The organism is Raineyella sp. LH-20, assembly GCF_033110965.1.
Classification (GTDB): Bacteria; Actinomycetota; Actinomycetes; order Propionibacteriales; family Propionibacteriaceae; genus Raineyella.
In genome coordinates this window covers 47,628-72,862 of sequence record NZ_CP137003.1, presented here as the reverse complement: position 1 = coordinate 72,862, position 25,235 = coordinate 47,628, and the positions used below count along the sequence as shown (strand labels likewise).

Genomic DNA, 25,235 nt, shown 5'->3' with positions numbered 1-25,235 from the left:
GTGGGCAGGCCGGTGGTCGGGAGGGTCGTTCCTCGGCCGGTCAGGTCGTACCGGACCGGCCGCGACGCCGGTCGGCTCGTCGGGCCGCCGGGTCCGCTCGGTGGGGCGTCAGAGCGTGCTGCTCAGTCGGGAGCCGGCCCGTTCGCCGATGGCCTTCCACTGGGCGTTGTTGAAGTCGAACGTATCGCCGGTCGGCACCATCAGGTAGATCACCGAGTTGTCGACCTGGGCCAGGGCGAGACGGTACTTCTGCTTCGTGGTCTGATTGACCTGCTGGGTGACCACCCAGGTCCGACCGGTGATGGCCTTGTCCGCGGCCCCCTTGGCCGACAGGTCGTCGGTCTTCTCGATCTTGGCGGTCAGCATGGCCTTGTCACAGCCGTCGATCGAGCCGCTGACGTCCTTGACCAGGCTGTCGGCGCTCGCTCGATCGGGGAAGGTGAGGATGTACTCGTCCACGCCGAAGGTCTGCGGCGCGGACGCATCCTCCTGCAGCAGGTAGGCGCGGTGCTTGCGGTCCGTCGGTCCGCCCACGGTGGCGAGATCCTTGCCCTCGCACTGGCTGCCGAAGAAGTCGAAGCTGGTCGCGACGTCGGTCCCGCCCCAGCGTCCGGTTCCGGCGGTGATCCGCGGCAGGTCCGCGTTCGCCAGGAACTGAGGGTCGGTGGCCGTCTTCGGCGGCACGCCGCTGGTGGCCTGTGCGTCCGTCGTGCAGGCACCGCCGGCGGCCTGACAGGTGCGTCCCACCGCGGTGCCGAGGAGACCGGCGACCACTGCGCCGTCAGGCGTGTTGTCGGGGCGGCTCGCGTCGACCACGGTGATCACCGAACCGCTGCGGCTGAGCATCACGGTGTGGTGGACGGAGGTCTTGTCCTGCACCACGGCCGAGACGCCGACCGAGGCATCGCCGACATTGCTCACCGTCCAGCCGCCCTCGAGGTAGCTCACCGGGCGTTCGCAGGCTCCGAGCTGCGTGGTCCAGATCGTGGCCGCGGTGGTCGCGTCCTTCGCCGAGTTGAACTGGAAAGCTTCGTTCAGGAGGTTCGTGTTGGCGTCCCCGCCCTGGATGGCGCGCACCATGGTGGCGACGGGAAGCGGTACGCCCTCGGCGTCGGTGGTCAGACAGTTCGGCTTGGGCGTGTTGGCGTCGACCCGGCCCTGGGTCAGCGTCTCGGTCCAGGCGACCTTGTCATCCAGCCGCTTCGCATCGTCGGTGGTCAGCAGGGCATCGGCCGACAGCACCTGACTCTCCGACGATGTCGGGGTACCGGTGGCGACCGGGCCGTGCGTACGGTCACGGAAGAGCACGGTCGTCACGATGACACCGACGACCAGGACGGCGGCGACTGCGCCGATCAGAAGCGTACGGGGGCTCGACCAGCCCCGACCTCCACCGTCGTCCATCGCGCGCGAGGGGCCCTTGCCTCGCGGCGGCGAGGGAGGATTGTCGGCTCCACCAGGGGCCGCTCCACCGGGTGGGATCGCCGGGCCCTCGGCCGCACGGGAAGGCGAGAAGCCCGCTGTGCTGGGGGATGAGGGGGACTGGTCGGCGGCCGCGGCCGGGCTGACCGGAGTCAGGCCGGTGGTGTCGGCCCGACTGACCGGGGTCAGGCCGGTGGTGTCGGTCCGACTGACCGGGGTCAGGCCGGTGGTGTCGGTCCGACTGACCGGGGTCAGGCCGGTGGTGTCGTACGACCGGGTGGTGGGTGAACCGACGCCGGGCGGGGAGCCGGCGGACGCGGGGGCACCGCCCTCACCGCCATGAGGAGACCAGAGCTGCTGTTCCGCGGTGATCGCCGCGGTGATGCCGGTCTCGGTGAGTGACGGCGTGACCGGCGCCGGGGAGGGCGACGAAGGAGTACGGGCCGGACGCGTGGGTGAGGCTGCGGCGGCGATGGTGGCGCCGATGCCCGTGGCGGGGCCCGACGGATCCGCCGGGTAGGTGGGCGTACGCGGACTGGACGGCGTCCCGGACCCGGAAGGGGCCGCGGCACCGGTCGCAGGCGTCGCAGGGGCGCCTGGCGGTGCGGAGGTGGGAGACGTCACCGGGGGCAACGGGCCGGTGACGGCGGGATGGGGGGCGACTCGCGGAATCGGGCCGGTGACGGCGGGATGGGGAGTGACTCGCGGTATCGAGCCGTTGGTCGTCGGGTCGGGCGTCACCCGGGGCAGCGGGCCGGTGGTCGCCGGGTCGCGCGACGCAGGTCCCGACGACAGCCATGGGGACGGCCGGGTCGGGCCGGCCGGACTGGTGGGGCTGGACGGGAGTCCGGGGGAGACCGACCCGCTCCGTGGGGCCGATCGTCCGGTGGCGGCGGCATCGGACCACCCCGGAGAGGCACTGTGCGGGGGCTGCGGGCGGGGCGGCGGCGTCTCGGGCCCGGCATGGCGGGCCGGGCCGGTGGGACTGGTCGGGCTCACCGGACGGGCGGGGCCGACCGGGCGATACGGACTCGCGGACGGGCGGGCGGTCGGCGCCGGATACGGGGTCGGTGCCGGGCGGGCGCTGGGTGCCGGGTAGGGGCTCGTCGGGCGGGACGGGCTCGACGCCCCGGCGGGGCGATCGTTCCCCGGGAGTGGGCCGAGCGCGCGGCGGGCGCGGGGACGGTCGTCGCCCGGCGTCCCCTGGGGTTCCGGGCCGTCCCCGGGCGGCGGTGCCGCACGACGGGGCCGAGGCACCTCGGGTACGTTGTCGTCCACTTCAGTCCTTCCCGTCCGTCGTGCCGATCCGGTGCATCGATCCGACCGGGCAGCGGTGGAGCGACGCCGATGTCGGTCGCCCCCGTTGCGATCCAGACGTCCCGGACGGTCACTGGTCGTTTCGACATTACCCGGTGAGGCGTGTCTTTAGCGACCCGTCCCCGCCTCGCACGCGAGCATGGAACAGCTATGAGCCAGAACCGGAACACCCCACCCCGCACCCGCCCGGACCTCGGTCGGCCCGCCGGAGTGCGGCGTACGCCTCGCGACGGGCGCGCCCGGACCGCGGACCAGCAGCCCGACGATCTCGTGGAGGGCGTCACCGGCGTACGCCCGGAGCTGCCGCTGGCGGAGGTGCCGTTGGTCACCGCCGCCCGGCGTCCCGGCTGGCTGTGGATCCTGGCGGCCGGCGGCGTGCCCGCGGTCGTCGGCTGGGTGGCACTGGCCGCGCTGGCGTCGCTGGCCTGGCTGACCGCCCCGGTCGGAACGTACGGCGGTGTGCTTGCCGTCTCGACCCAGCTCTGGCTGGCCGGTCACGGCGGTGGCCTGTACATCGAGGGCACCCGGTGGACCCTTGTGCCGTACGGCATCAGCCTGCTGCTGGTCTGGTTGCTCACCCTGGTCAGCGGAGAGATCCTGCGCCGGTGGCGCGACGCCGAGGAGCCCCGAGGGATCACCCTGCTCACCCGCGGTGCTCTCGTCGTCCTCATCTACGCGGTCATCGTCGGTGGGGTCGGCCTCGCCCTCGGTAATCCGCGTCAGGGGGTCGGGGCCTTCGCCGGTGCCGTCGCGGTCGCCGTGGCCGGCGTCGGCTGGGCCGGAGCCAGGACGTTCGGCCGTGGCAGCGAGGCATGGGTGCCGGACGGGGTCCGCCGCCTGCTGCGCGCCCTGGCCATCGGGCTGCTCACGCTCGCGACGGTCGGGGCGGGCGCCCTCGTCACCGGACTCGTCGTGCATTGGGCGCAGGTGGTCGTGCTCACCGGTGCCCTGGGCGGCGGTGTGGTCGGCGGCCTCGGTGCCGTCGTCGCCCAGGCGGCCTATCTGCCGACCGTCATCGTCTGGGCGGTCAGCTACACCCTCGGTGCCGGGGTCGGTCTCGGCGACGGGTCGCTCGTCTCCCCGAGCGACACCCACCTCGGTCTGCTGCCCGGCTGGCCGCTCACCGCCGCGGTCCCGCCGAACGGCCCGGGCACCGTGCTCGGCCTGGTCTGGTTGGCGGGCGGCGTCGTGGCCGGTGGCCTCGCCGCCTGGACGTTCCTGCGGGGGGCCCGTCGCACCCGGCCGGACACCAGCACGGCGTCAGGCGGCGGCGTCGGGCTTCTGGTGGGACTGGTGACCACCGGGATCGGTCTGCTCACCCGCGGCGATCTGGGGGTGTCCCGGCTGGTCGGCCTCGGTCCGCGTCCACTGGAACTGCTGGTCCTCGCGGTCACGCTCGCCACGGCCGGCGGACTGGTGACCGGGCTGGGCATCGGGATCGCACGGTGGCTGACCGGCCGTCGGCAGGCCCGGGTGACGGCCTCGGTCCCGCCGGCCGGGGGGACGGCGGCGGACGTCCCGACGGGCACGAGCCACGACGCCCCGATCGGGACGGCCTCTACCGGTGCGTCCGACACTCCTGCCGGGTCTGTCGTCGGGGCGGACGCCTCGGACCTCGGGGACGCGGCTGAGTAGGCTGCCCCCGTGGCGTATTCCGTTGTCGTCCTCGTGTCCGGCTCGGGCACCCTGTTGCAGTCCCTGCTCGACGCCTGCGCCGACCCCGACTGGGCGGCCGCGCACGACGTCCGGGTGGTCGCCGTCGGAGCGGATCGGGAGAGTGCGTACGGTCTGCAGCGTGGACACGCGGCCGGGATCCCCACCTTCGTCGTCCCGCTGCGCAAGGGCGACGACCGATCCGCCTGGGACCGTACGCTGACCGACGCGGTCGCCGCGTACGAGCCGGACCTGGTCGTCAGCGCCGGATTCATGAAGCTCGTCGGCCCGGCCTTCCTCGAGCGGTTCGGCGGCCGGATGATCAACACCCACCCCGCTCTGCTGCCGGCCTTCCCCGGCACCCACGGGCCGCGGGATGCCCTGGCGTACGGCGTCAAAGTGACCGGCGCATCCGTCTTTTTCGTCGACGAGGGCGTCGACACCGGCGCGATCATCGCCCAGGCGGCCGTGCCGGTGCTGCCCGACGACACCGTCGAGACCCTGCACGAGCGGATCAAGGTCGAGGAGCGCCGGCTGCTGATCGACGCTGTCGCCGACCTGGCCGACGCCGCACGGGCCCAGACCCCGGGTGAAGGTGCCGCCCCGGCTGAGCCGGCCCGGTCGGGCAGTGCTCCGGACGGCACTCCACCGGCCGACGTCCGGCAGGCCTGATCGGGCCGCCCAGGCGGCCGAACCCCCATCCGTCCACCGTCCCGAACACCCACCGGAAGAAGGTCCGATGTCCGCAACGCCCGAGCGGCTCCCCATCAAGCGAGCCCTGGTGTCCGTCTATGACAAGACAGGTCTGGAGGATCTCGGCCGCGCCCTCGCCGCGGCCGGTGTCGAGGTCGTCTCGACCGGCTCCACCGCCCGGAAGCTCGCCGAGGCCGGCGTCCCGGTCATCCCGGTCGAGGATGTCACCGGTTTCCCGGAGTGCCTCGACGGGCGGGTGAAGACCCTCCACCCGAAGATCCACGCCGGCATCCTCGCCGACCGCCGGCTGCAGTCCCACCGCGACCAGTTGGTCGAGCTGGGTGTCGCGCCGTTCGACCTGGTGGTGTCCAACCTGTACCCGTTCCGGGAGACCGTCGCCTCCGGCGCCACCCCCGACGAGTGCGTCGAACAGATCGACATCGGCGGGCCGTCGATGGTCCGCGCCGCAGCCAAGAACCACCCCAGCGTGGCGATCATCACCTCCGCCGGCCAGTACGAGGACCTGAAGCGCGCCCTCACCGAGGGCGGGTACACCCTGGCCGAGCGCCAGCAGCTCGCGGCTGCCGCCTTCGTGCACACCGCCGAGTACGACATCGCGGTGGCCTCCTGGATGGGGTCGGTGCTCACCGACTCCTCCGCCGGCGACGGCTTCCCCGCCTGGATCGGCGGCGCCTGGACCAAGCAGGGCACCCTGCGCTACGGGGAGAACTCCCACCAGGCCGCGGCGCTGTACGCCGCCGAGGATGGCACCGAGGGGCTCACCCAGGCCGTGCAGCACCACGGCAAGGAGATGTCGTACAACAACTACACCGACGGCGACGCCGCCTACCGGGCCGCGTACGACTTCGCCGAGCCGGCCGTCGCGATCATGAAGCACGCCAACCCCTGCGGCATCGCCGTCGGCACCGACATCGCCGACGCCCACGCCAAGGCCCACGCCTGCGACCCGCTGTCCGCGTTCGGCGGCGTGATCGCCACCAACCGCCCGGTCTCCGTCGCGATGGCCGAGACGGTCAAAGACATCTTCACCGAGGTCGTCATCGCCCCGGGCTACGAGGACGGCGCCCTGGAGATCCTCTCGGCGAAGAAGAACATCCGCCTGCTCACCGCCCCCGCGTACGCCCATCGGCCGGTCGACCTGCGCCCGATCTCCGGTGGTGCGCTGCTGCAGCAGCCCGACCGGATCGATGCCGCCGGCGACGACCCGGCGAACTGGGAACTGGTCGCCGGCCAGGCAGCCGACGAGGAGACGCTGCGCGACCTGGTCTTCGCCTGGAAGGCCTGCCGCTCGGTGAAGTCCAACGCCATCCTGCTGGCGAAGGGCGGCGCCTCGGTCGGTGTCGGGATGGGCCAGGTCAACCGGGTCGATTCCTGCAAGCTCGCGGTCGAGCGCGCCGGGGAGCGCGCCGCCGGGTCGGTCGCCGCCTCGGACGCGTTCTTCCCGTTCAGCGACGGCCCGCAGATCCTCCTCGACGCGAAGGTCAAGGCGATCGTTCAGCCCGGCGGCTCGATCCGCGACGATCAGACCATCGAGGCGGCGAAGGCGGCCGGCGTGACGATGTACTTCACCAAGACCCGCCACTTCTTCCACTGAGGTCGGTGCTCCACCGGCAGCGGTCCTGACGGGCCGACCACGGGTCGGGCGGAATCCCTGCGGGGTCCCGCCCGGCCCGTACGCATTTCCGCCGTCCTCGGCCGTCGCCATTGGCGGGCGGCCGTGGCACTAGGCTGTTCGCGTGCGACGACGGCCCGGGACGTACGTCACACGTCGACCACCCGGCGGAGGAGGAGCCTGATGACGGCAACGAAGATGGACGGCAAGATCGCCGCGGCGGCGATCAAGGAAGACCTCAAGGCCCGCGTGGCCGCGCTCGTCGCGCAGGGCATCACCCCCGGGCTCGGCACCGTGCTGGTCGGCGACGACCCGGGCAGCCACGCGTACGTCCGCGGCAAGCACCGCGACTGTGCCGAGGTCGGTATCGCCTCCATCCGGGTCGACCTGCCGGCCGACACCTCCCGTGAGCGGCTCGCCGACGAGATCGCCCGGCTCAACGAGGACCCGGCCTGCACCGGCTACATCGTGCAGCTGCCGCTGCCCGGCCACCTCGACGACAACTGGGCGCTCGAGCAGATCGATCCCGCCAAGGACGCCGACGGCCTGCACCCGACGAACCTCGGCCGGCTCGTGCTCGGTGTCCCGGCCCCGCTGCCGTGCACCCCGCGCGGCATCGTCGACCTGCTCCGCCGCAACGACGTCGAACTGAACGGTGCCGAGGTGTGCGTCGTCGGCCGCGGGACCACCGTCGGCCGCCCGCTCGGTCTGCTGCTGACCCGCCGCACCGAGAACGCCACCGTCACCCTCTGCCACACCGGCACCCGCGACCTGGCCGCGCACACCCGCCGGGCCGACATCGTCGTCGGTGCCGCCGGCAGCCCCGGTCTGATCACCGCCGACATGGTCAAGCCCGGTGCGGTGCTCGTCGACGTCGGCATGACCCGCACCGATGCCGGTCTGGTCGGCGACCTCGACCCGTCCGTCTGGGAGGTCGCCTCGAAGGTCGCCCCGACGCCCGGCGGCGTGGGCCTGATGACCCGGGCGATGCTGCTCGCCAACGTGGTGGAGCAGGCGGAGCTGGATCTGGCGGGGCAGTCCTCACGGTGAACCGGAGCGGCGAAGACCTCCCCGGCGAGGCCGCGGCCGGCGACGGGGGAGAGCCGTCACCCGTCGAGGGACCGGTCGGCCCGCAGGTGCCGATCATCCCCGATCCGCCCGCGCCGGGCACCGTGCCGCCCGCCGGCGTCCCGTTCACCGGCCGGGAACGCACCCGGCAGGATCCCGGTCTGCGGTGGACCTGGCTGGCGATCGTCCTGGCGATCATGGCCATCGGTGTGGTGGTGACGGCGATGGGGCTGTGGCAGGCCGGCAGCGGCCTGATCGGGGCCGGGATGATCGTCGGCGCGCTGATGCGGCTCAGCATCCCCACCCGAGAGATCGGACTGCTACGAGTCCGCGGCAAGGTCTTCGACGTACTGTGGATGCTCGGCGTCGGCGCCGGGATCATCGCGATGGTACTGGCCCGCTCCTGACGTCGCGGGGGATGGTGCTGGCCCGCTCCTGACGTCGCGGGGGATGGTACTGGCCCGCTCCTGACATCGGGTGACCACTGCGTCACGACGTCAAGGAACCACCGCATCGCCGGAACGCGAGGGGGGTGGGAGCCCGTAGGCTCCCACCCCTCTCACGTTGCCCTGCCACGCCGTTGTGACCGGGAAGCTCGGAGGCTCAGACCAGTCCCAACTCGTGGACCGCGGCGCGCTCGGCTTCCAGTTCCTCGATGGTGGCGGCCAGCTTGGCCTTGCCGTAATCGCTGAACGTCAGACCCTGGACGATCTCGTACTCACCGTTCTTCGTGATGCACGGCATGCCGAAGGTCAGGCCCTCGGGGACACCGTACGACCCGTCGGAGGTCACGCCCATGGTGACCCAGTCGCCCTCAGGGCTGCCCAGCAGCAGGTCGCGCATGTGCTGGACCGTGGCGTTCGCGGCCGAGGTCGCCGACGACGCACCGCGGGCCTCGATGATGGCGCCACCGCGCTTGGCGACCCGCGGGATGAAGGTCTCCTCGAGCCACTTGTCGTCGTCGACGATGCTGATCACCGACTTGCCGGCGATGGTGGCATTGGTGACGTCGGGGTACTGGGTGTCGGAGTGGTTGCCCCAGACGACCATCCGCTCGATGTACTTGACCGAGAAGCCGGTCTTCGCGGCGATCTGGGCGATCGACCGGTTGTGGTCCAGGCGCATCAGCGAGGTGAAGCGGGTCGCCGGGACATCCGGAGCGTGCGTACGGGCGATCAGCGTGTTGGTGTTCGCCGGGTTGCCGGTCACCAGGACACGCACGTCATCGGCCGCGTGGTCGTTGATGGCCTTGCCCTGGGGGGCGAAGATCGCGCCGTTGGCGGCCAGCAGGTCGGAGCGGTCCATGCCCTTGCCACGCGGGCGGGCACCGACCAGCAGACAGATGTTCGCGCCGTCGAAGGCGACGTTCGGGTCGTCCGACAGGTCCACCCCGGCGACCAGCGGCGAGGCACAGTCCTCGATCTCCATCGCGACGCCCTCGAGGGCCTTCATCGCGGGCGTGATCTCCAGCAGACTCAGCTGGATCGGGCGATTGCCCAGCAGCTGGCCGTTGATGATGCGGAACAGCAGGCTGTAGGCGATGTGACCGGCACCGCCGGTGACAGCCACCTTCACGGGGGCTTGAGACACGGTGTACTCCCTTGTCAGTTGTCTGGGCACCCGGGGACTCGGGTCCGTACGAGGCTGACGCTAGCACCCCCGGGATCGTCGTCGAGGGGGTGGAGGGGGTATCCGTTGTTGTCATTTAAAATGGTCTGACCACGCATGAACACTGCAAAGTCAAGCCATTCGTGTGACGTACGACACAACGACGTCGTGACTACGGTCGATGTAGTAACCTGACCTGCCCGAGGGTCACTGGAAGACGATCGTCCGGATCCCGTCCAGCAGCACCCGATGCTCGGAGAACAGACGGACGGCCTGCGACAGCGTCCGCGACTCGACGTCCTGGCCGATCGCCATCAGCTGCTTCGGGGAGTCCGCATGGTCGACCCGTACGACGTTCTGCTCGATGATCGGGCCCTCGTCCAGGTCGGCGGTGACGAAGTGCGCCGTGGCCCCGATCAGCTTGACGCCGCGGGCGTGCGCCTGGCGGTACGGGTTGGCGCCCTTGAAGCCGGGCAGGAACGAGTGGTGGATGTTGATCGCGCGCCCCTGCAGGAAGTCGCACAGCTCGGGGGAGAGGATCTGCATGTAGCGGGCGAGGACGACTAGCTCGACGCCCTCGTCCTCGACCACCTGACGCACCCGACGCTCGAAGTCGGGTTTGGTCTCCGGGGTGACCGGATGGGACTCGAAGGGCACGTGGTAGAAGTCGGACAGCTGGCGCAGGTTGTCGTGGTTGGACAACACCAGGGGCACGTGCACCGACAGCTGCCCGGCGTGCTGGCGGAAGAGCAGATCCTGCAGACAGTGCCCTGCGCGGGACGCCAGGATCAGCGTCCGCAGCGGTCGACCGACGACATCCATCTGCCAGCTGGCCTGCAGCTCCCGGGCCACCGGGGTCAGTTGGTCGACGATCGCCTCGCGCGGCTGCCGGGTGGCGAACTGCAGCCGGATGAAGAAGTTGCCGGTGTCCTGGCTGGTGAACTGCTGCAACTCGGTGATGTTGCCCTCGGCGCCCACCACGGCACCCGACACCTTGTGCACGATGCCCGGCCGGTCCTTGCAGCTCAACGTGACGACCCACTGGTCGGCGCTGCCGTCGATCCCCGCTGCCGCGTTCTGACCCTCGATCACCCCGTCAGGCTAGCCGACGATGGCGATGGGCAGAACGCCGTTCAGCGCGCGGAGCGACGGTCTGCAGTGGTGCTCGCCGGCCGTGGTCCCACCCTGTCGGACCGTACGTTTCCCGAGCCGATCCTTGGAGCATCGTGAAGATCCGACAGGGATGGACTGTCAATAGCGTGCCGACCTGTGTGTCGCGGCAACGACCGCCGAACGGCCGATGAATTCACGCCGAATCATGTGTCGCAGGTCTCGCCCGGCTCCGGCGGGGCCGCGTAGCTTCCGGCGCTGGGGGACCCGGACCGGCCGGGCCCGCCCAGCTGAGGAGCCGCTCATGTCCACCAGTCACCCGCGCAGGCGCGTGCTGGCCGGCGTGGGTGCGGTCTGCCTGGCCACCACCGTCTTCGGTGGCGTCCAGGCCTCTGCCGCACCCCGCGCCGCTGCGCAGACCACGACCCCGATCAAGCACGTCGTGGTGATCTTCCAGGAGAACGTCTCCTTCGATCACTACTTCGCGACCTACCCGTACGCCGCCAACACCGCGGGTGAGCAGCAGCAGGGCACCGGGGTCACCGCCCCGGCCTTCCAGGCCCGCCCCGGCACCCCGAAGACCATCGACACGTTGCAGAACGCGGGCCTGCTTGCCCCGTCCAACCCGAACAGTGTGCAGCCCTTCCGGCTCACCCCCGGCCAGCAGATCACCTGCGACCAGGACCACACGTACACCAATGAGCAGCGGGCGTACGACGGCGGCTTGATGGACAAGGCCGTCGAGACCACCAGCAAGGACACCTGTGCCACCCCGCCCGGCGTCTTCGGCACCAAGGGCCTGGTGATGGGCTACTACGACGGCAACACGGTCACCGGCCTGTGGAACTACGCCCAGCAGTACGCGATGAGCGACAACTCCTACAGCACCACGTTCGGCCCCTCCACCCCGGGCGCGCTGAACCTGATCTCCGGCCAGACCCACGGCGTGCACGAGTTCAGCGCCGACGGCACGACCGAGGTCAAGCCGACCGCCAGCGACTACGTCGTACGCGTCCCCGACGCCAACGGCGTGGGCACCGTCACCAACGACCCCGATCCGGTGTACGACGACTGCTCCAACAACTCGCACGCGTCCAAGAACACCCTCGCGGGGATGGACGGCAGGAACATCGGTGACCTGCTCAACGACAAGGGCGTCAGCTGGGGCTGGTTCCAGGGCGGCTTCCGTCCCACCACCGCTGCCACCGCGACCACCCCGGCCGCCTGCAAGAGCACCCACACCAACGTGGGCGGCGCCTCCGTGGTCGACTACTCGCCGCACCACGAGCCCTTCCAGTACTACAAGTCGACCGCCAACCCGCACCACGTCGCACCGGCCGGCGACGCGGAGATCGGCCACAACGGCCAGGCCAACCACCAGTACGACCTGACCGACTTCGACAAGGTCGTCACCACCGACAACCTGCCGGCGGTCAGTTTCCTCAAGGCCTCGTCCTACCAGGACGGCCACGCCAACTACTCCGACCCGGCCGACGAGCAGGCCTTCATCGCGAAGACCGTCAACGAGATCCAGCAGTCGAAGAACTGGCAGGACACCGCCGTCGTCATCGCGTACGACGACTCCGACGGCTGGTACGACCACGCCAAGGCGCCGGTCGTCAACGCCTCCGCCTCGGCCGACGACGCGGCCTGGTGCACCGACGCCGCGGCGAAGGGCACTCCGGTGCTCGGCGGCTACGCCGATCGCTGTGGCTACGGCCCGCGCCAGCCGCTGCTGGTCATCTCGCCCTACGCGAAGACCAACTACGTCGACCACACCCTGACCGACCAGTCCTCGATCCTGACGTTCGTCGAGGACAACTGGCAGACCGGCCGGATCGGCGACAGCTCGTTCGACGCGATCGCCAATCCGATCACCGGCATGTTCGACTTCAGCCACCCGAAGGCGCCGACCGTGCTGCTCGACCAGCGGACCGGCACGGTGACCTCGCTGACCCCGGCTGCCGGCCAGGGCAAGGTACTCGGCCTGCAGGCCACCCGCCCCGGGCGGGCCTGACCCGGCCCCGGAGACGCGCCGGCGCCACCCCGTCGGGCGCGTCGTGACGAGGAACCGGCCGACATCCCGTGACGATCGGGGTGCCGGCTGGTTCCGCGCCATCGGGGTGACGGCGACTCGGGGTGACGGCGACTCGGGGTGACGGCGCCGTCGGGGTGACGGCGACTCGGGCGGTCAGAGGTTGTGGCGTTCGTACGCCGGCTCGCGGGTGCCGGCGATCGCCGCGCACAGCCGCACGGTGTCGACCGCCGCCCGGGTGTCGTGCATCCGGATCACCCGGGCGCCCTGCTGGATGCACCAGGTGGCGGCGACGACCGAGCCGATGGTCCGTTCCTCGCGGTCGCGGCCCAGCGTCTCGCCGATGAAGTCCTTGTTGGAGACGGCCGCCAGCGTCGGCAGGCCCAGCGCGACGACCTCATCGAAGCGGCGGGTCAGCTCCAGGGTGTGTCGGGTGTTCTTGTTCAGGTCGTGGCCCGGGTCGAGGACGATCTGCTCGTCACGTACGCCGAGGTCGCGGGCCCGGTCGAGCCGGTCAGCGAGGAAGGCGACCACCTCGTCCACCACGTCGTCGTAGTGCGGCCGCGGATGGTGAGCATGTGGTGCCGCCAGGCAGTGCGTGACGATCAGCGTCGCCCCGGTGGCAGCGGCCAGCTCGGCCAACGCCGGATCGGCCAGCCCCGAGGTGTCGTTGATCACCGCCGCGCCGGCGGCGATCGCCCGTTCGGCGACGTCCACCCGGGTGGTGTCGACCGAGATCACCACGTCGCTGGCGGCGGTCACCGCCTCGACCACCGGGACCACCCGCTCGATCTCCTCGGCCACCGTGACCGCGGGGGTGTCGGGCGAGAACGGCACCCCGCCGATGTCGACCCAGTCCGCACCCTCGGCCGCCGCGGCCAGCGCCGCCTCGACGGCGGCGTCGAGGAGGTAGGTCCGGCCCCGGTCCCAGAAGCTGTCCGGCGTACGGTTCACCACCGACATCACCGCCGCCTGCCGATCGAAGTCGAACGTCCGCCGACCGATGGTCCGGAGCCCGTAGCGGGGAAGAGTCGTCACGTCGTCGATTGAAACAGATAGCACCAGGCCGGACCGGGTGTCTCCCGGACTGGCGCCGGTCCTGCCCGGACAGCGCGCCGTGCAGGCCCTCGTCTGTGGGCACCTGCCGCTATTCTGTGCGGGTGATCGATGACCACAGTATCGGCGCCTCCCCGCACCGGTGCCAGAGAGAGGCACCTCGGCCGATGACGTGGGGAGGCGGGCGTCGATGAGCCGCATGATCAGCGAGATCCTGCTGATCCTCTTCTTCACGCTCTGCGGAGGCTTCTTCTCCGCGGCGGAGATGGCGCTGATCTCGCTGCGGGAGAGCCAGATCAAGCAGCTCCGCACCCGAGGGCGGCGCGGGCAGAAGGTCGCCCACCTGGCGGCCGATCCGCAGCGCTTCCTGTCGGCCGTGCAGATCGGCGTCACGCTGTTCGGGTTCCTGTCGTCCGCGTTCGGCGGCGCCACCCTCGCCGGTCGCCTCACCCCGGTGCTGGTCGGCTGGGGGGTGCCGAACGGTGTCGCCTCGACCGCCTCCCTGGTGGTCATCACCATCGTCATCTCGTACGTGTCGATCGTGCTCGGTGAGCTCGCTGCGAAGCGGCTGGCGCTCCAGCGGGCCGAATCGTTCGCGATGGCGCTGGGGCCGACGGTCGACGGGATCGCCCAGGCGATGCGGCCGGTGATCTGGCTGCTGGAGGTCTCCACGAACGCCGTCGTCCGGCTGCTCGGCGGTCGGCCCGAGGCCGCCCGGGAGGAGGTGACCGAGGAGGAGTTGCGGTCGCTGGTCTCCGACGCGGCCGCCCTGGGCGACGAGGAGCGCCGGATCCTGGAGGACGTCTTCGAGGCCGGGGACCGTACGTTGCGCGAGGTGATGGTGCCGCGCACCGAGGTCGACTTCCTGCCCGGCGACACACCGGTCTACAAGGCCGTCCGCGAGTTGACCGGGGCGCCGCACTCGCGCTACCCGGTCACCGGGGCGTCGGTCGACGACCTGCTCGGCTTCGTCCACGTCCGTGACCTGTTCGACCCGGGGTGGGCCCAGCGCGCGACCCCGGTGGAGGAGCTCGTCCGGCCGATGGCGAACTTCCCGCAGACCGTCAACGTCATCCACGCCCTCGCGGAGATGCGGCGGGTGTCCAGCCACATGGCGGTGGTCCGCGACGAGTACGGCGGCACCGCCGGCATCGTGACGATGGAGGACCTGGTCGAGGAGCTGGTCGGCGAGATCACCGACGAGTACGACATCGTCCAGGAAGAGGCCCCGGCGGCGCCCAACACACGGGAGGTCGACGGGCTGACCTCGCTGGAGGACTTCGAGGACGAGACCCGGATGGTGCTCCCGGAGGGACCGTACGACACCCTGGCCGGCTGGTTCATGTTCCGCCTCGGCGCCATCCCCTCGGTGGGTGACAGCACGGAGGCGGAACTGGCGTCGGCCGATGACCCGGACCAGCATCGTGCGGTCGAGGTGTCGGTGCTGGAGATGGACGGCCGCCGGGCCGCGCGGTTCCTGATCCGGCGGGCCGGAACGGCGCCGGCCGTCGGTCGGCCCCGGGGGGCGCGGGCTGCCGGTGGCGGATCCGAGGCGACGTCCGGAGGCCCGGGTGGCCAGCGACGGCCAGCGGCGACGGACCCGTCGGAAGAGGCGGGTGCGGGACAGCCCGGTGCCACGGGCACCGGGTCGGAGGGCGCGGACGGCGGTGCGGTCGCCGGGCCGGACGGCTCGCAGGGCGGCGGACGGCGCTGATCGTCTCCCCGACGGGTGTCGGGGAGCCAGGGCGGACATGGAGGGGGATGCGATGAACGAGGACGACCCGGACGGTGGGCTGCTGCTCAGCTCCCGCGCGGTGGGCGACATCCTGATGGCTGCCGTCCGCGACGCCGGGGGGACCCTGCTGCGCTGGCGGATGGACCATGTCGACCACCAACCAGGCCGTGCCACCACCGCGACCTATCGGACGCACGTCTCGTGGAGCTGGGGCGAGTCGACCGAGATCGTCGGCGTCACCTCGAGGGTCGGCGGTCCCGACGAGTCCGAACGGGGCGGCGCGCACGTCTACCACGACCCGTACGGCCGGGAGGTGACGGTCTGGATCTACCCGGAGGACCCGGAGCTCCCGGGCCTGCGCACCGCGGCGTACGCCGAGGGCATCGCCGACCTGGTGAACGACTACGGTCTGTGGACCCCGCACGCGGGGTCGCTGTCCGGCCCGCGCCCGACGATCACCCCGGGCGACGTCCAGCTCGACGTGGTCGGCTACCGGCCCCGACAGCGGGCCGTGCTGCGGGCGGACGTCCGGGCCGAGGGGGATCGCCGCCGGTTCTACCTCAAGGTGCAGACTGCCGCGGAGGCCGACCAGACCCTTGATCGGCACCGGATGCTGCGCGGTGCGGGGATCGCGGTGCCCGAGGTGCTGGTCCTCACCGCAGACTCGGTGGTGGTGACCGCCGGGCTGCCGGGCCTGCCGCTGTCCACGGCGCTGTTCCGCGAGGACTCCCCGTGCACTGCCGAGGAACTGATCGCGGTGCTGGACGCCTTCCCGCCGGTGGTGGCCCGGCTGCCGCGCCGGATCCCGTGGACGGAGTCGGTGCACTACTACGTCGAGGTGGTCGCCCGGGCGATGCCTGAGCTGGAGGGGCGGCTGCTGTGGCTGGCCGACCAGGTGAGCCAAGGGCTGGCCGGGCTGCCGGCCGGCGACGAGGCGACCCACGGGGACTTCCACGAGGGACAGGTCCATGTCGCCGGCGGGCATGTCTGCGGCCTGCTCGACATCGACGGCATCGGGCCCGGCCGGCGTGCCGACGACCTCGGCTGCCTGCTCGCCCACCTGTCGACGATCCAGCGGATGGACATCGCGCAGGCGGCGCATCTGCAGCGGCTGCTGGTGGAGTGGACCCCGGTGTTCGACCGCCGGGTCGACCCGACCGAGCTACGGCTGCGCGCCGCGGGGGTCGCCATCAGTCTGGCGACCGGACCGCACCGCAGCCAGGAGGCGAACTGGCACGAGGAGACGGTCGCCATCGTCAGCGCCGCCGAGGCACTGGTCCGCCAGGTCGGCTGAGTCGGCCCGTCCACCCGGTGGCCGGCCGGAGAGTCCCCGCGGACGGCGGCGTCGGCCCGGATGTGACTGTTGTCACGGTCGGTTCCCTGTACGCCGGTGGGGGTCCCGGAAGAGGGGGATCGCCCGTACGGGCGGGGAAGGCCACCGGTAGGCTCAGCCCCATGAGTGGAATTGGTGAGACCGAAACCGGGACTCCCTTCGCGGCTGTGTATTCGGCGGATGCGCTGGACGGTTGGGATCCGGCCAGCAAGCTGGGTGCCCCCGGGGAGTACCCCTTCACGCGTGGTGTGTACCCGAAGATGTACACGACCCGCCCGTGGACGATGCGTCAGTACGCCGGCTTCGGCAACGCGCGCGAGTCGAACGAGCGCTACAAGGAGCTGATCGCGAACGGGACGATGGGCCTGTCGGTGGCCTTCGACCTGCCGACGCAGATGGGCTACGACTCCGACGCCCCGATCTCCAAGGGTGAGGTCGGCAAGGTCGGTGTGGCGATCGACTCCATCGACGACATGCGCGTCCTCTTCGACGGCATCGACCTGGGCAAGGTCTCGACCTCGATGACCATCAACGCCCCGGCGGCCGTCCTGCTGCTGCTCTACCAGCTGGTCGCCGAGGAGCAGGGCACCACCGCCGACAAGCTCACCGGCACTATCCAGAACGATGTGCTCAAGGAGTACATCGCCCGCGGCACGTACATCTTCCCGCCGGCCCCGTCGCTGCGGCTGATCGCCGACATCTTCGCGTACTGCCACGACAACATCCCGAAGTGGAACACCATCTCCATCTCCGGCTACCACATGGCCGAGGCGGGTGCCACGCCGGCGCAGGAGGTGGCCTTCACCCTGGCCGACGGCATCGCGTACGTCGAGGCGGCGATCAAGGCCGGTCTGCACGTCGACGACTTCGCCCCGCGGCTGTCGTTCTTCTTCGTGGCCCGCACCACCATCCTCGAGGAGGTGGCGAAGTTCCGCGCCGCCCGTCGGGTCTGGTCGAAGATCATGAAGGAGCGCTTCGGCGCCGAGAAGCCCAAGTCGCAGATGCTGCGCTTCCACACCCAGACCGCCGGCGTGCAGCTCACCGCCCAGCAGCCCGAGGTCAACCTGGTCCGCGTCGCGGTGCAGGCGCTGGCCGCCACCTTCGGTGGCACCCAGTCGCTGCACACCAACTCGTTCGACGAGGCGATCGCGCTGCCGACCCCGAAGGCCGCGCGGCTCGCCCTGCGCACCCAGCAGGTCATCGCCTTCGAGTCCGACGTCTGCAAGACCGTCGACCCGTGGGCCGGGTCGTACGTCGTGGAGCAGCTGACCGATGATCTCGAGGCTGAGATCTGGAAGCTGATCGCGCAGATCGACGACATGGGCGGTGCCGTCAAGGCGATCGAGCAGGGCTTCCAGAAGGCCGAGATCGAGGACTCCGCCTTCGTGTACGCCCAGGGCATCGACTCGGGCGAGCGGATCCAGGTCGGGGTGAACAAGTTCACCATCGACGAGGAGGAGAAGTACGAGCCGCTCCGGGTCGATCCGACGATCGGTGAGCAGCAGGCCGGGCGTCTGGTCACCCTGCGCGCCGAGCGCGACAACGCCGCGGTCGACGCCGCGCTGGCGAAGGTCAAGGCCGCCGCCGAGGGCTCGGACAACCTGCTCTACCCGATGAAGGAGGCGCTGCAGGCCAAGGCCACCATCGGCGAGGTCTGCAATGCGCTGCGCGCCGTGTGGGGCACCTACACCCCGAGCGACGCCGCCGGCGCCTGAGCCGATCCGTACGGCCCGGCGCCTGAGCCGATCCGTCATCCGTACGGCCCCGTCCGGCACTGTCGGACACCCGACGGCCGTCACCCCTCGTGGGTGGCGGCCGTCCGCCGTCCCGGTCCCGGTCCCGGCCGGACCCTCCGTGGTCCCCGTCGAGGCCGGATCGCCCGTCGTTCGGGGCCGCGCCCTGTCACCGGCGGGGGACCGGCGATAGGCTGGGCCAATGACCGCCTCACCCACGACGTCGGAGGTGGATCCCGGTCCCGCCATCGCGGTGGCCACCGCCGCCATCAGCGAGCGGATGATCTCCTTCCGCCGCGACCTGCACGCCCACCCCGAGCTCGGCCGGGCTGAACGACGGACGACCCAACGGGTCGCCGATTCGCTGCTGTCCATCGGCCTGGAGCCGAAGGTGCTGCCGGTCGGCACCGGCCTCACCTGCGACATCCTCGGCGACGACTGGGAGCCCGGCCGTGGCCTGGTCGCCCTGCGCGGTGACATGGACGCCCTGCCACTGGCGGACGCCAAGGACGTGTCGTACGCCTCCAAGAACCCCGGTGTCACCCACGCCTGTGGCCACGACGTGCACACCACGATCATCCTCGGCGTCGGCCACGTGCTGGCGCAGCTGCGCCACCGGGGACTACTGCGCACCGGGGTGCGGCTGATCTTCCAGCCGGCCGAGGAGTCCACTCCCAGCGGCGCCCCCGACGTGATCCGTGCCGGTGCCCTGCAGGGGGTGCGTGAGGCGTACGCCCTGCACTGCGATCCACGGACCACTGTCGGCCAGATCGCCGTCAAGCGCGGCGCGATCACCTCCGCCGCGGTGAAGGTGAACGTCAACCTGCGCGGCTCCGGCGGCCACACCTCCCGACCACACCTCACCGCCGACATCGTCGGTGCCCTCGGAGCGGTGCTCACCCAGGCCCCGTTCCTGCTGTCGCGGCGGATCGACCCACGCAGTGGGGCATCGCTGATCTGGGGCCGGATCAGCGCCGGCAGCGTCGAGAACGCCATCCCACGGACCGGTGAGCTGGGTGGCACGTTGCGGGTGCTGGACGTGCCGGGGTGGAAACGGACGGTAGAGCTGCTGCCGGAGTTGATCACCCAGCTCGTCGCGCCGTTCGGGGTGGAGGTCGACGTCGACATCGACCCCGGCATCCCGCCGACGGTCAACGATCCCCGCGGGGTCGCCCGGCTGGTCGACGCCGCTGAACGTCAGCTCGGGCCGCAGTCGGTCGCCCGGACGGCCCAGTCGCTGGGCGGTGAGGACTTCGCCTGGATCCTGCAGGCGGTGCCGGGCGCGATGGCGCGCCTGGGGGTCCGCCCCCGGGGGATCGCGGAGGCCGACTGGCCCGACATCCACCAGGCGCGGTTCGACGTCGACGAAGGCTGCATCCCGGTCGGGGTGAAGGTGCTCAGTCGACTCGCCGCCACGCCGCCCCACCCGAAGGACGCCTGATGACCGAGATCGACTGGCCGGCGCTCCGCCGCACGGCCCGCGAGGCCTGCGAGAAGGCGTACGCCCCCTACTCCCGGTTCCCGGTCGGTGCCGCCGCACTGGTCGACGACGGCCGGGTGGTGGCCGGCTGCAACGTCGAGAACGCCTCGTACGGTGTCACCCTGTGCGCCGAGTGCGGCCTGGTGTCCGCCCTGGCGCTGAGCGGCGGCGGCCACCTGGTGGCGCTGGTGTGCGTGGACGCCACCGGCAGGCCGCTGATGCCGTGCGGCCGGTGCCGACAGCTGCTGCACGAGCACGCCGCCCCCGGGATGCTGGTGCAGAGCACCGACGGACCGATCACGATGGACGCGCTGCTGCCCCGGGCGTTCGGCCCCGCCGACCTGGACCGCGTCGCGGACACCGCGGTGGTCGCCGGCCCGCTGCCGGTGCCTCCGGCGGGCTCGGCGGATCCGCCGACGCGTTCGGGTGCGCCGACCCCTCGGTCGGTATCGCCGGCGCCGATGCCCTCGGTCGGCCGACCGACCGCACCGGTGCCGCCGACTGCACCGGTGCCGCCGACTGCACCGGTGCCACCGACCCCACCGAGGCCGACCGCACCGGTCATCCGGCCCGCCTCGCCCGTCCCGACCGCCCCGCCGGGGCGACCCAGGCCGTTCGCCGCGGTCCGCCCGGGACCGGACGAGACGTACGACCCGGCGCGGCATCCGTACGATCGGCATGACGACCCCGGGTACGGTGGGACTCCCGCCGCACCGGACACTTTCGACCCCGAGGACTTCCAGTGACCGCCACGGATCTCGGCGACGCCGCCGATGCCCGCACCACCGCCCGCCCGCTCGACAGTGCCCGCCTGAGGGCGCTGCCCAAGGTCGCCCTGCACGATCACCTGGACGGCGGGCTGCGGCCACGGACCCTGCTGGAGCTGGCCGCCGCGGTCGGTCATCCGCTGCCCGCCGACACCCCGACGGCACTCGCCGAGTGGTTCTTCGAGGCGGCCAACAGCGGCTCGCTGGAGCGCTACCTGGAGACTTTCGAGCACACCGTCGCCGCCATGCAGACCGAGGAAGCGCTGCGCCGGGTGGCGTACGAGTTCGTCCTCGACCAGGTGGACGACGGCGTGGTGTACGCCGAGGCCCGCTGGGCGCCGGAGCAGCACCAGCGCCACGGCCTGACCCTCGCAGCGACCGTCCGGGCGGTCGGCGCCGGACTGAAGGACGGGATGGCCGCCGCCCGCCGCGACGGTCATCCGATCATCGTCCGCCAGTTGCTCACCGCCATGCGTCACGCCGACCGCGGCCTGGAGATCGCCGAGCTCGCCGCCCGCCACGAGGAGGACCTGGTCGCCGGGTACGACATCGCCGGCGCCGAGGCGGGTCACCCGGCCAGCCGGCAGCTCGACGCGTTCCGCTACCTGGAGCGGGTCGGCCTCCCGTACACGATCCACGCCGGTGAGGCGGTGGGGCCCGAGTCCGTGTGGGAGGCCGTCGACGTGTGCCACGCCGACCGGATCGGGCACGGTGTGCGACTGATCGAGGACATCGACCTGTCCGGATCGGTGCCGGTGCTCGGCGAGACCGCCGCAATGGTCCGTGACCGACACGTGCCGCTGGAGGTGTGCCTGTCGTCCAACCTGCAGACCGGGATCGCCGCTCGGCCGGCCGACCACCCGGTCGACCGGCTGCACCGGTTGGGCTTCGAGGTGACGATCTCCTGCGACAACCGGCTGGTCAGCCGTACGACGCTGAGCCGGGAGTACGCGCTGCTGGTGGAGACGTTCGGCTGGACCCTGGATGACGTCCGCACCACCGTCGACCGGGCCGTCCGGGCGGCGTTCGTCGACGAGGACACCCGCCGGCGGATCGCCGACCATGTGGCGATGACCTGGCCGCACGCCGCCGGGGTCGGCGGGGCCGCCTGACTCGACACGTAGCGTTCACCATCAGTTCACGGGTTGGATCCCCTCTCAGGGCCCCCTTATCGGTCAGCATGGGGGCATGCCCCCACGTCGACGGACCCTCGGTGCGCTCGGCGCCACCCTCGCTCTCGCCCTCGTCCTCGGACTGACGGCGTGTGGCGGCGGGGGAGGCGGCGGGAACTCCGGCGCAGGAGGTCGCGGCGGACCGGCCGACCGTACGCTGCGGATCGTCGCCGGCTCGGAGCAGAAGGCCATCCTCGACCAGATCGTCGTGCCGTGGTGCACGGCCCAGCGCTACACCTGCGACTACACACTGCTCGGCTCGGTGGACCAGGCACGGGCGCTCCAGTCCGGGTCGACGACGTACGACGCCTACTGGTTCGCCTCCTCGGTGTTCGCGCAGATCGGCGATTCCCAGGGCAGGCTGCGTGACACCCGGTCGATGTTCGTCACCCCGGTCGTCTTCGCCGGCCGCCGGTCGGCGATGCAGCGGCTCGGACTCACCGACAGGCCGCAGGTGACGGTGGGCGATGTGCTGACCGCCATCCAGAGCGGCGACCCCCACATCTGGTCGACCAACCCGACCCAGTCCAACTCCGGCGCGACGACACTGCTGGCCTTCATGAACCACTTCGCCGGCAACGGGCCCGGCCAGCCGCTGACCGCCGCCCAGCTCGACTCCCCACAGGTCGACCAGGGCATCACCACCTTCGTCCAGTCGATGGACCGTACGCCACCGTCGACCGGCACGATGATGCAGGAGTGTGTCGACGCGCCCGACCAGTGCGACGCCGTGTTCACCTACGAGGCGCTGGTGATCGAGCAGAACCAGCAGCTGGTGGCGCAGGGCAAGGAGCCGTTCTACGCGGTCTACCCGGAGGGGGCGCTGGCGATCAGCGACGCCCCGTTCGGCTTCCTGCCGACCGGCGAGGCCGACGCGGCCAAGGAGAAGATCTTCTCCGAGCTGCAGGACCACCTGCTGAACGACCCGAAGGCCCGCCGGGACCTGCTGCACCTCGGGCGGCGGCCGGCCGATTCCATCGGACTGACCCTCGACCAGCCCGACACGACCGTGTTCGACCCGGCCTGGGGGATCAAGACCGACATCCGCGAACAGGGCATCAGCTACCCGTCCGCGGCGGTGATCGAGCAGGTGCTCGAGCGCTATCACACTCGCTACCGCCGACCGGTGACCACGTACTACTGCCTGGACGGCTCCGGCTCGATGTCCGGCGACGGCTGGGACGGGGTGAAGGAGGCCGCGCACCAGATCTTCGACCCGGACCAGGCCAGGCTCAACCTGCTGCAGACCGGCCCGGAGGACCGCACCACCGTGGCGGTCTTCAACGACCACCAAGCGGCCGGCCCGTTCACCGTGGACGGCAACGACCCGGCGCGGATGCGGCAGCTGGAAGCCGATGTCACCGGCTACGAGCCGGGCGGCGGCACCAACATGTACCGCTGCCTCGACGACGCCGTCGCCGCGCTGGCCCGCGACACCGAGCCGGGACGCAAGAAGCTCATCGTGGTGATGTCCGACGGCCAGTCCTCCGGCAGTGCGAAGGCCGGTCAGGACCGGGTCCGCGCGGCCGGCGTGCCGGTGGTGGCGATCGCCTTCGGTGACGCCGACCCTGAGCAGCTCACCGCCGTCGCACAGGCCAGCGGCGGGGCGTACGTGGAGTCGGACGACCTGGTCTCGGCACTGCGCGAGGCAGCGGGGTACAAGTGATCCGACGGCTCGCCGCACCGTTGGCGATCCTGGTGGCGATCGCGGTCTTCGCGGTGTTCTTCCTCCTGTTGTCCGGCGCCGGACCGGCGCTGCGGCTGGGCGCGCCGGTGCTGTTGGCGGCGGTCGGGGCGACCGGGATCTATCTGATGCTGGCCCGCTCCGAGCACCAGCGGCAACAGGACGACTACAGCAGCGACGCCCGGGCCCGGGTGCGCGAGGTCGAGGCGACCCTGCAGCAGCTCGCCGGGGCGGCCCGCCGGATCCGTGACCCCCAGGTCCGCGCCGCCGTCGCCCGCGCCGGGGAGGTGGTGCCCGAGTTGCTCGACCGGATCGCCGAGACCCAGCCGAGCAGCCTCTACTCCTCGGCCGCCCGATTCGGCGGGCACGTCACCAGCCTGCTCGGCCTGGTCGAGAAGTACGCCGACATCGAGCAGCACCCCACCTACTACACCGACGCGCCACGGCTGCTGGCGGACGGGCGGGCGGCGGTCGAACGCTTCGACCAGTTCGCCCTCGACAGCATCCGTCTCGTCAACCAGGGGGAGATGGCCGAGTACCAGGCCAACCTGGACACCGTGGCACCCCCCGAGCTACCGACCCTGGGAGGTTGAGATGCGCCATCGCGGCATGTTCTTCATCGGCCTGGCACTCGTACTGGTGGTGCTGGTGGCCGGCGGATACCTGGTGATCCGCCAACAGAATCGGGTCGCGCCGGTGACCATCAGCTGCGTCGGCGGTTCGGAGAAGTCCGATTTCATGCACGACCCGGACGTCGTACGTATCCTCAAGGACCGCTATGGACTTACCGTCACCTGGCAGTCGATGGGCTCGTACGACCAGGTGCTGATGTCGACCGACGAGATCACGCAGCGCGGCTGGGACTGTCTGTGGCCGTCCAGCGCGTCGGCCCAACACGTGTTCGAGGCCAAGCATCCGGGCGCGTTCGCCCAGTACCGCGCGGAGACGGCGCTGCAGTCGCCGGAGGTGGTCTACGCCGGGCCCCAGGGCACCGATGCCCTGGTCAAGGCCGGGCTGGTCGAGCAGCGCAACGGCACCCACTACATCGTCGATGCCCGCGCGCTGCTGCTGGACCAGGCGCTGAAGGGCGGGACCTGGCAGGCCCTGCAGGCCGGCAACCTGAAGGGCCCGATCAACATCTCCTCCACCGACCCGGTGAAGTCCAACTCGGGCTTCACCCTCGCCCAGCTGGAGCTGACCATGGTCGCGACGCCCGACGCCTCGCGGCCGCCCACCCCGGAGGAGGCACGCCGGGCGCTGCCGACGATGCGCACGATCTACGACGCCCAGGGCCTCCAGGCGACGTCCTCCGACAACGGCTTCCGCCAGTGGCTCACCCAGGGCGGCGAGTACCAGGCGCCGCTCTACGCCGGCTACGAGAACCAGATCATCCAGCAGGTGACCTCCGGGCCCCGCTCCGACGCGGTGCTGAAGGAGGTGCGGATCCTCTACCCGGAGCCGACGATCTACTCCGACCATCCGGTGCTGGCGCTGAACGCCGACGCCGGACGGTTGATCGACGCTCTCCAGGACGAGGACCTGCAGACCCTGGCTTGGAAGCGCTACGGCTTCCGGTCGGCCACCAACGCCGGGCTGAACAACGTCGCTGACTTCTCCCAGATCCCGCTCGCACCGCAGTTCCGTACGATCCCGGCGCCGAACTCCGAGGTGACCCTGGCCCTACTGGGCTGCCTGCAGGACCGTACGACCTGCGGCTGACACGCCGTCCCTACCAC

The 25,235-nt window shown here is 71.3% G+C and carries 19 protein-coding genes and 1 pseudogene; 16 read left to right on the top strand and 4 right to left on the bottom strand.

The annotated features are described in order from the left end of the window. Positions 1-108: 108 nt before the first annotated feature. A complete protein-coding gene (locus R0146_RS00320; protein WP_317690886.1) occupies positions 109-2,046 on the bottom strand; it encodes a hypothetical protein in 1,938 nt (645 codons plus the stop codon). A 73-nt stretch (positions 2,047-2,119) separates the two neighbouring features. Between R0146_RS00320 and R0146_RS00315 the strand changes: the two genes are divergently transcribed. From R0146_RS00315 to R0146_RS00290, 6 genes are all read left to right on the top strand, one after another. Continuing rightward, entirely contained in the window at positions 2,120-2,521 is a 402-nt protein-coding gene (locus R0146_RS00315) for a hypothetical protein (RefSeq protein WP_317690885.1), read from the top strand. A 368-nt stretch (positions 2,522-2,889) separates the two neighbouring features. After that, a complete protein-coding gene (locus R0146_RS00310) occupies positions 2,890-4,374 on the top strand; it encodes a cell division protein PerM (RefSeq protein WP_317690884.1) in 1,485 nt (494 codons plus the stop codon). Positions 4,375-4,383: 9 nt separating this feature from the next. Beyond that, complete coding sequence (gene purN, locus R0146_RS00305; protein ID WP_317690883.1) at positions 4,384-5,064, top strand: phosphoribosylglycinamide formyltransferase; 681 nt, start codon at positions 4,384-4,386, stop codon at positions 5,062-5,064. Between the two features lie 67 nt (positions 5,065-5,131). Then, entirely contained in the window at positions 5,132-6,700 is a 1,569-nt protein-coding gene (gene purH, locus R0146_RS00300) for a bifunctional phosphoribosylaminoimidazolecarboxamide formyltransferase/IMP cyclohydrolase (protein ID WP_317690882.1), read from the top strand. Positions 6,701-6,901: 201 nt separating this feature from the next. After that, positions 6,902-7,768 (top strand): bifunctional methylenetetrahydrofolate dehydrogenase/methenyltetrahydrofolate cyclohydrolase, encoded by an 867-nt coding sequence (locus R0146_RS00295; RefSeq protein WP_317690881.1) that lies wholly within the window; start codon positions 6,902-6,904, stop codon positions 7,766-7,768. Then, a complete protein-coding gene (locus R0146_RS00290) occupies positions 7,765-8,193 on the top strand; it encodes a DUF3017 domain-containing protein (protein ID WP_317690880.1) in 429 nt (142 codons plus the stop codon). Before R0146_RS00295 ends, R0146_RS00290 begins: the two co-directional genes overlap by 4 nt. A 196-nt stretch (positions 8,194-8,389) precedes the next feature. Here R0146_RS00290 and R0146_RS00285 read toward each other — a convergent pair whose 3' ends face one another. Further along, positions 8,390-9,376: a malate dehydrogenase gene (locus tag R0146_RS00285; protein WP_317690879.1), complete on the bottom strand. Its 987-nt coding sequence runs from the start codon at positions 9,374-9,376 to the stop codon at positions 8,390-8,392. A gap of 225 nt (positions 9,377-9,601) precedes the next feature. Beyond that, positions 9,602-10,483 carry a formyltetrahydrofolate deformylase gene (gene purU / locus R0146_RS00280; protein ID WP_317692305.1) on the bottom strand — a complete coding sequence of 294 codons (882 nt, stop codon included), beginning with the start codon at positions 10,481-10,483 and terminating at the stop codon, positions 9,602-9,604. Positions 10,484-10,808: 325 nt separating this feature from the next. On the opposite strand from purU, the gene R0146_RS00275 reads away from it, so the two are divergent. Then, positions 10,809-12,521 carry a phospholipase C gene (locus R0146_RS00275; protein WP_317690878.1) on the top strand — a complete coding sequence of 571 codons (1,713 nt, stop codon included), beginning with the start codon at positions 10,809-10,811 and terminating at the stop codon, positions 12,519-12,521. 174 nt (positions 12,522-12,695) lie between these two features. On the opposite strand, the gene folP is transcribed toward R0146_RS00275, so the two are convergent. Continuing rightward, on the bottom strand, positions 12,696-13,577 hold the full coding sequence (gene folP / locus R0146_RS00270; protein ID WP_317690877.1) for a dihydropteroate synthase: 882 nt from the start codon (positions 13,575-13,577) through the stop codon (positions 12,696-12,698). A gap of 208 nt (positions 13,578-13,785) precedes the next feature. On the opposite strand from folP, the gene R0146_RS00265 reads away from it, so the two are divergent. The 9 genes and pseudogenes from R0146_RS00265 (at position 13,786) to R0146_RS00225 (ending at position 25,218) form a co-directional block, all read left to right on the top strand. Continuing rightward, positions 13,786-15,309: a hemolysin family protein gene (locus R0146_RS00265; RefSeq protein WP_317690876.1), complete on the top strand. Its 1,524-nt coding sequence runs from the start codon at positions 13,786-13,788 to the stop codon at positions 15,307-15,309. Between the two features lie 52 nt (positions 15,310-15,361). Next, the gene (locus R0146_RS00260) at positions 15,362-16,624 is read left to right on the top strand and encodes an aminoglycoside phosphotransferase family protein (RefSeq protein ID WP_317690875.1); all 1,263 of its coding nucleotides are present in this window, start codon (positions 15,362-15,364) and stop codon (positions 16,622-16,624) included. A 161-nt stretch (positions 16,625-16,785) separates the two neighbouring features. Further along, on the top strand, positions 16,786-18,378 hold the full coding sequence (locus tag R0146_RS00255; protein ID WP_317690874.1) for an acyl-CoA mutase large subunit family protein: 1,593 nt from the start codon (positions 16,786-16,788) through the stop codon (positions 18,376-18,378). A gap of 220 nt (positions 18,379-18,598) precedes the next feature. Further along, positions 18,599-19,837, top strand: a complete 1,239-nt coding sequence (locus R0146_RS00250; RefSeq protein WP_317690873.1) for an amidohydrolase — start codon at positions 18,599-18,601, stop codon at positions 19,835-19,837. Beyond that, a pseudogene (locus R0146_RS00245) lies at positions 19,837-20,235 on the top strand (cytidine deaminase); the annotation flags it as partial. The gene R0146_RS00250 and the pseudogene R0146_RS00245, both read left to right, overlap by 1 nt. A gap of 383 nt (positions 20,236-20,618) precedes the next feature. Continuing rightward, positions 20,619-21,755, top strand: a complete 1,137-nt coding sequence (locus R0146_RS00240; RefSeq protein ID WP_317690872.1) for an adenosine deaminase — start codon at positions 20,619-20,621, stop codon at positions 21,753-21,755. Between the two features lie 76 nt (positions 21,756-21,831). Further along, positions 21,832-23,481, top strand: a complete 1,650-nt coding sequence (locus R0146_RS00235) for a vWA domain-containing protein (RefSeq protein ID WP_317690871.1) — start codon at positions 21,832-21,834, stop codon at positions 23,479-23,481. Next, the gene (locus tag R0146_RS00230) at positions 23,478-24,092 is read left to right on the top strand and encodes a 5-bromo-4-chloroindolyl phosphate hydrolysis family protein (RefSeq protein ID WP_317690870.1); all 615 of its coding nucleotides are present in this window, start codon (positions 23,478-23,480) and stop codon (positions 24,090-24,092) included. Before R0146_RS00235 ends, R0146_RS00230 begins: the two co-directional genes overlap by 4 nt. Before the next feature lies 1 nt (position 24,093). Then, positions 24,094-25,218, top strand: coding sequence for a hypothetical protein (locus R0146_RS00225; protein WP_317690869.1), 1,125 nt, complete (start codon positions 24,094-24,096; stop codon positions 25,216-25,218). Positions 25,219-25,235: the final 17 nt, after the last annotated feature.